The following is a 6,072-nucleotide window of genomic DNA, read 5'->3' on the forward strand; positions in this document are numbered from 1 at the left end:
AACCCGCTTCTGACCCCGGTGCCCGATGAACGCCAGCATGACCTGCGAACTCAAGATCGAACCCTTCTACCAAGCGCAAGACAACGAACAGGCGCTGTTCGAACAAGCCTGGCACCACGGCATGCCGGTGCTGATCAAAGGCCCCACCGGCTGCGGCAAGACCCGTTTTGTCCAGCACATGGCCCACCGCTTGAACCTGCCGCTGTACACCGTCGCCTGCCACGACGACTTGAGCGCCGCCGACCTGATCGGCCGCCATCTGATCGGCGCCCAGGGCACCTGGTGGCAGGACGGCCCGCTGACCCGGGCGGTGCGTGAGGGCGGCATCTGCTACCTCGACGAAGTGGTCGAGGCGCGCCAGGACACGGTGGTGGTCCTGCATCCATTGGCCGACGACCGCCGCGAACTGTTCCTCGAACGCACCGGCGAAGTGCTCAAGGCGCCGCCCTCGTTCATGCTGGTGGTGTCGTACAACCCCGGCTACCAGAACCTGCTCAAGGGCATGAAACCCAGCACCCGCCAGCGCTTCGTGGCGATGCGTTTCGGCTATCCGCCTGAGCCTGAAGAGGTGCGCATCGTCGCCCGCGAAGCCCAGGTCGACAGCGTGCTGGCGGCCCAGGTGGTCAAGCTCGGCCAGGCGTTGCGCCGGCTTGATCAGCATGACCTGGAAGAAGTCGCCTCGACCCGCTTGCTGATTTTCACCGCGCGCATGATCGGCTCCGGCATGAGCCCTCGCCACGCCTGCATGGCCTGCCTGGCCGAGCCCTTGAGCGATGACCCGGTGACGGTCGCGGCGCTGATGGACGTGGTCGATGTCCACTTCGGCTGAGGCCGCCAGCCTTGCCCGCAGGCACCTGCCGGGCGATCTGGCGATGTGGTTGTTCATCCTCGCCGAGCTGTCGGTGTTCGCCCTGCTGATCCTCGCGTTCGCCGTGACCCAGGCCCTCAAGCCGCAGCTGTTTGCGCAGAGCCGGCTGCTGCTCGATACCTCAACCGGCCTGGCGTTGACCTTGAGCCTGCTGAGCGCCGGCGGCCTGGCTGCATTGGCGGTGGAGCAGGCCAGGCAATCGCGGCCCCGACGTGCCGCCTGGTTGCTGATCGCGGCGCTGCTGGTGGCGAGTGACTATGTGCTGCTCAAGCTCGGCGAATATCGGCACTTGCTGGCAGCGGGGCTGGGCCTGGAGCACAACACCTTCTTCACCCTGTACTGGATTCTCACCGGCTTTCACTTCGTCCATGTGCTGCTGGGCATGTTGATCCTCGGCTGGCTGGCCCTGCGTTGTGCGCGGGGTGCCTACGGCGCCGGTGATTGCAGCGGGCTGGAGTCTGGCGTGCTGTATTGGCACATGGTCGACCTGGTCTGGGTGGTGCTGTTTCCGTTGGTCTACCTGCTCAATTGAAGTGAGGGCCCATGTTGGCTTCCAGGCTGTTGTTGTGCTGTTGGGCGGCGCTGGCCGTCTTGAGTATCGGTACTGTGTTGTTGGCCCGATCCGGGGCGAGCGCAGGGCTGTCCATGGCCATCCTGCTGGTAGCGCTGGGCAAGGCCTGGCTGATCAGCGACGGCTTTATGGAGCTGCGTCACGCGCCACGGCTGTGGCGTTGTTTGCTGTTGGGCTGGCCGCTGGCGTTGCTGGGATCGGTGGCGTTGACGCTGATGCTGCTGTCCGGCAATACCTGAGCAAAACCATCTGCCTTTCTTGATCGCCATCAAGCAGGTTCCAGCCCCGCGCTTCCTATCATGGACGGGCCAAGCAATGAGGAAGCGACGATGTCAGAGACCTTCACCAAAGGCATGGCGCGGAATATCTACTTCGGGGGAAGCATCTTTTTCTTCCTGATATTCCTCGCCTTGACCTACCACACCGAACAGACCTTTCCCCAACGCAGCAACGAGGCGCAGCTCACCGAGTCGGTGATTCGCGGCAAGACGGTCTGGGAGCAAAACAACTGCATCGGCTGCCACACGCTGCTGGGCGAGGGCGCCTATTTCGCGCCCGAGCTGGGCAACGTGTTCCAGCGTCGCGGCGGCGAGGAGGGCTTCAAGCCGTTCCTCCACGCCTGGATGAAAATGCAGCCGCTGAATGTCCCGGGGCGGCGCGCCATGCCGCAGTTCAACCTGAGCGAGCAGGAGGTGGACGACATCGCCGAGTTCCTCAAGTGGAGCTCGAAGATCAACACCAACGGCTGGCCGCCAAACAAGGAGGGCTGAGACATGAACAAGGTCAATCCACATCTGAAATTCGCTTCGCAAGCCGTCGCCAAACCTTACTTCGTGTTCGCCCTGATGCTGTTTCTCGGCCAGGTGCTGTTCGGTTTGATCATGGGCCTGCAATACGTGATCGGCGACTTCCTGTTCCCGGTCATTCCGTTCAACGTGGCGCGCATGGTCCACACCAACCTGCTGATCGTCTGGCTGCTGTTCGGCTTCATGGGCGCTGCCTACTACCTGATTCCCGAGGAGGCCGACCGCGAGCTGCACAGCCCGAAACTGGCGATCGTGCTGTTCTGGGTGTTCGCCGCCGCGGGCGTGTTGACCATCCTCGGCTACCTGCTGGTACCCTATGCGGGGCTGGCGCGGCTGACCCACAACGAGCTGCTGCCGACCATGGGCCGCGAGTTCCTCGAGCAGCCGACCATCACTAAGATGGGCATAGTCGTGGTCTGCCTGGGCTTTCTCTACAACATCGGCATGACCCTGCTCAAGGGCCGCAAGACCACGGTCAGTATGGTGATGATGACCGGGCTGATCGGCCTCGCGGTGTTCTTCCTGTTCTCCTTCTACAACCCCGGCAACCTGGCCCGCGACAAATTCTACTGGTGGTGGGTGGTGCACCTGTGGGTGGAAGGCGTGTGGGAACTGATCATGGGTTCGATGCTGGCGTTCGTGCTGATCAAGATCACCGGCGTCGACCGCGAAGTGGTGGAGAAATGGCTGTACGTGATCATCGCCATGGCGCTGATCACCGGGATCATCGGCACCGGTCACCACTTCTTCTGGATCGGCGCGCCGGAGGTCTGGCTGTGGGTCGGTTCGATCTTCTCCGCCATGGAACCGCTGCCGTTCCTGGCCATGGTGGTCTTCGCCTTCAGCATGGTGCGCAACCGCCGTCGGCAACACCCGAACCGGGCGGCGACACTCTGGGCCAAGGGCACCACGGTCACCGCGTTTTTCGGCGCGGGTGTCTGGGGTTTCCTGCACACCCTGGCACCGGTCAACTTCTACACCCACGGCTCGCAACTGACGGCGGCCCACGGTCACCTGGCGTTCTACGGCGCCTACGCGATGATCGTCATGACCCTGATCAGCTACGCCATGCCACGCTTGCGCGGCCTCGGTGAAGCCGCCGACGAGCGTTCGCAGACCCTCGAAGTCTGGGGCTTCTGGTTGATGACCCTGTCGATGGTGATGATCACCCTGTTCCTCACGGCAGCCGGGGTGGTGCAGGTCTACCTGCAACGCTGGCAGGCCGACGGCATCGCCTTGCCGTTCATGGCCACGATGGAACAGTTACAAGGGTTGTTCTGGGCGCGGCTGGTGTCCGGTGTCGGCTTCTTCGCCGGGCTGCTGTGCTACCTGCTCAGCTTCCGCCAGCGCGGACGTGCCGCATTGCGCGCACCGGCGCCGGTGGTGCCGTCCTGAGTGTTGGAAAGGGTTGGCCCGGCTGGTATAGCGGGCCGTTTTCGGATCTGCAATAAGGCAACCAAAATGGCCTTCAGCGTCGAACTGGAAGAATGGGTCGGCAGTGTCTGGCACCGTTTCATCACCCGCCGCGCCAGCGTGGATTTTCCCGAGGCGCGGGTCGAGTTACTCGATCAGCAACGCTCCCTGGCGTTGCTGTTTCGCGCCATGGGCGGGGCCGGCGGGATCGCCCTGGAAGCGGCCAGCGAGCGCGATCTGCTGCTGCGACGCAACCTGCTGCAGCAAATCGCCGGGACCTGCCGGCAAGTGCCGCTGGCCTGGTGTGATCCGGCGCATTTGCGCTTGCCACCGAGCCTGGCGGTGTTCCCCGAGGTTGCCCTCAATCAGGAACTCTATCGCTGGCTGGCCTTGCTGGCGGCACAGGCCGGGCCGATGCAGCACTGGGGGCGCGACAACCAGCGCTGGACGTTGCAGCTGTTGCAGCGCTTTCCGGCCTTGCGCGGGCGCTATCAGCGGCTGGTCGAAGCGCACTTGTTGTTACGCCCCGATCCGGCGTCGTTAAAACCAAACGAAGCGGCGCTGGAGCGGGCGCTGTGTCAGGCGCTGCGCGAGCCCGGCAGTGTCGAGCATTTTCCCCGCAGCGAACGCTCCGCCTGGCCGCTGCCGCTGTGGCTGTACCCGGCGCAGCAGCTGGGCAGCCCGCAAGCGGCAGATCTGGGCGACGATTCAGAGGAGTCGTTGACCACCGCTCCCGGTGAACAAAAAGCCGGTCGCAAGCGCGCCACGCGCATCGATGACGCCCGTCGCGATGGCGGGTTGCTGGTGGTGCGCCTGGAGAACCTGTTCAGCTGGACCGAACACGTCGACCTGGATCGTTGTGTCGACGACGGTGAAGACCCGGACGCCGCGCGGGTCGCCGATGATCTCGATGAGCTGACCCTGTCTCGAACCCGGCTGCGCAAGGGCGGCGGTCTCAAATTGCACCTCGACCTGCCGCCGGCGGACGTCGACGATGTGCCGCTGGGGCAGGGCATCAAGCTGCCGGAGTGGGACTACCGCAAGCAGCAATTGCAAGAGGACTTCGTCAACCTGCAAATGATGCTGCCCCGCGACTCGGAGGCGCAGCCGCTGCCGACACGGCTCAAGGCCTCGGCGCAGAAACTGCGGCGCCAGTTTGCCCATCTGCGCAACGACCGGCAGTGGTTGCGCCCGCAGCCCCAGGGCGCGGAGCTGGACTTGCAGGCCTGGCTGGATTTTCGCGTCCAGCGCGAGCAGGGCCAATGCGTCGAGCGTGGTTTGTTCATGGAGCGCCGGCAGACCCGCCGCGACCTGGCGTGCCTGTTGCTGGCGGACCTGTCGATGTCTACCGATGCACACCTCAATGATCAGCAGCGGGTCATCGAGGTGATCCGCGATAGCCTGCTGCTGTTCGGTGAAACTCTGGCGGGATTGGGTGATGACTTCGCGCTGTACGGATTCTCTTCATTGCGTCGCCAGCAGGTGCGGATGCAGGAGCTGAAATCCTTCAGCCAGCGATACGACGATCACACCCGTGGCCGCATCCAAGGTCTCAAGCCCGGCTACTACACGCGCATGGGCGCAGCTATCCGCCAGGCCACCCGCTTGCTGGTCAAGAGCAAGCGGCGCAGCAAGCTGTTGCTGTTGCTGACCGATGGCAAGCCCAATGACCTGGATCTGTATGAGGGTCGCTACGGCGTCGAAGACACCCGCCAGGCGGTACTGGAAGCCCGGCGCCAGGGCCTGATCCCGTTCTGCATCACCATCGACCGCGAAGCCGGCGCGTACCTGCCCTACATGTTCGGCGCCCAGGGCTACACCCTGATTCGCCAACCCGAGCAACTGCCGCTGCGTTTGCCGCAGGTGTATCGGCAGCTGATCCAGCCTTGAAACGGGTGGCTGTTTCTGAAACTGCATCCGGCCCCGAACTTATTTGTGAGCCCGCTCGCGATAGGGCCGGCGCACGCAACGTCTGCATTGCCTGACCCCCCTCCCTCGACGCTGGAAAAAATCCTACAGCTCTTGCGTGCAAGCTATACAGCAACTTCCCACGCGCCAAAAGGAATCATCTGATTCCATCCGTTATCGCCTTCGTGAAAGCTGTCCAGCGCTTGAACTAGGGTGGAGAAAACCTCCCCCGAGCACTCTGAAAAAGACCAGGGAGGTCTGCATCATGCCCACTGTCCCAAGCTTGACCTCCGACCAATGGGGCCACGCTCGTCGTGTCGTCTTACTCAGCATGTTGTTGGCGATAGCGTTCGCGCAGAGCGCACGGGCCGCCAGCCTCGCTTACCCGATCAAGACCCTGTTGAAATTGCCGGAGGCTCACTTATGCCCGCAGTAAATACCTGGATCGAGCGCCTGGAGTCGTCCTGTGCCGATGCGTCCATCACTTACCTTGACGTGATTATCGA

The 6,072-nt window shown here is 63.4% G+C and carries 8 protein-coding genes; 7 read left to right on the forward strand and 1 reads right to left on the reverse strand.

The genetic code is table 11. From position 1 onward, the window contains the following. Positions 1-37: 37 nt before the first annotated feature. A complete protein-coding gene (locus NR126_RS25975) occupies positions 38-829 on the forward strand; it encodes a CbbQ/NirQ/NorQ/GpvN family protein (RefSeq protein WP_256832282.1) in 792 nt (263 codons plus the stop codon). Next, on the forward strand, positions 813-1,400 hold the full coding sequence (locus NR126_RS25980) for a cytochrome c oxidase subunit 3 (protein WP_256832283.1): 588 nt from the start codon (positions 813-815) through the stop codon (positions 1,398-1,400). Before NR126_RS25975 ends, NR126_RS25980 begins: the two co-directional genes overlap by 17 nt. Here the strand turns inward: NR126_RS25980 and NR126_RS25985 are convergent. After that, complete coding sequence (locus NR126_RS25985) at positions 1,393-1,515, reverse strand: hypothetical protein (protein WP_256351164.1); 123 nt, start codon at positions 1,513-1,515, stop codon at positions 1,393-1,395. The two genes, NR126_RS25980 and NR126_RS25985, sit on opposite strands and share 8 nt — an antisense overlap. Between NR126_RS25985 and NR126_RS25990 the strand changes: the two genes are divergently transcribed. The 5 genes from NR126_RS25990 (at position 1,460) to NR126_RS26010 (ending at position 6,002) form a co-directional block, all read left to right on the forward strand. Beyond that, positions 1,460-1,678 carry a cytochrome C oxidase subunit IV family protein gene (locus NR126_RS25990; protein ID WP_256351117.1) on the forward strand — a complete coding sequence of 73 codons (219 nt, stop codon included), beginning with the start codon at positions 1,460-1,462 and terminating at the stop codon, positions 1,676-1,678. The two genes, NR126_RS25985 and NR126_RS25990, sit on opposite strands and share 56 nt — an antisense overlap. A 90-nt stretch (positions 1,679-1,768) precedes the next feature. After that, the gene (locus NR126_RS25995) at positions 1,769-2,209 is read left to right on the forward strand and encodes a cytochrome c (RefSeq protein ID WP_256832284.1); all 441 of its coding nucleotides are present in this window, start codon (positions 1,769-1,771) and stop codon (positions 2,207-2,209) included. 3 nt (positions 2,210-2,212) lie between these two features. Beyond that, complete coding sequence (locus tag NR126_RS26000) at positions 2,213-3,640, forward strand: cbb3-type cytochrome c oxidase subunit I (RefSeq protein ID WP_105755674.1); 1,428 nt, start codon at positions 2,213-2,215, stop codon at positions 3,638-3,640. Between the two features lie 66 nt (positions 3,641-3,706). Further along, a complete protein-coding gene (locus tag NR126_RS26005) occupies positions 3,707-5,548 on the forward strand; it encodes a nitric oxide reductase activation protein NorD (protein WP_256832285.1) in 1,842 nt (613 codons plus the stop codon). Positions 5,549-5,831: 283 nt separating this feature from the next. After that, a complete protein-coding gene (locus NR126_RS26010; protein ID WP_256832286.1) occupies positions 5,832-6,002 on the forward strand; it encodes a hypothetical protein in 171 nt (56 codons plus the stop codon). The last annotated feature ends 70 nt before the right edge of the window (positions 6,003-6,072 follow it).

It is taken from the genome of Pseudomonas sp. Pse1, assembly GCF_024519635.1.
In the GTDB taxonomy this organism is placed as follows: domain Bacteria; phylum Pseudomonadota; class Gammaproteobacteria; order Pseudomonadales; family Pseudomonadaceae; genus Aquipseudomonas.

What these genes read in the sequence shown, in the direction of transcription:
- NR126_RS25985 (WP_256351164.1), bottom strand. Translation starts at nt 1,515, where the DNA reads ATGGACAGCCCTGCGCTCGCCCCGGATCGGGCCAACAACACAGTACCG.
- NR126_RS26000 (WP_105755674.1), top strand. Translation starts at nt 2,213, where the DNA reads ATGAACAAGGTCAATCCACATCTGAAATTCGCTTCGCAAGCCGTCGCC.
- NR126_RS25975 (WP_256832282.1), top strand. Translation starts at nt 38, where the DNA reads ATGACCTGCGAACTCAAGATCGAACCCTTCTACCAAGCGCAAGACAAC.
- NR126_RS25995 (WP_256832284.1), top strand. Translation starts at nt 1,769, where the DNA reads ATGTCAGAGACCTTCACCAAAGGCATGGCGCGGAATATCTACTTCGGG.
- NR126_RS26005 (WP_256832285.1), top strand. Translation starts at nt 3,707, where the DNA reads ATGGCCTTCAGCGTCGAACTGGAAGAATGGGTCGGCAGTGTCTGGCAC.
- NR126_RS25980 (WP_256832283.1), top strand. Translation starts at nt 813, where the DNA reads ATGTCCACTTCGGCTGAGGCCGCCAGCCTTGCCCGCAGGCACCTGCCG.
- NR126_RS26010 (WP_256832286.1), top strand. Translation starts at nt 5,832, where the DNA reads ATGCCCACTGTCCCAAGCTTGACCTCCGACCAATGGGGCCACGCTCGT.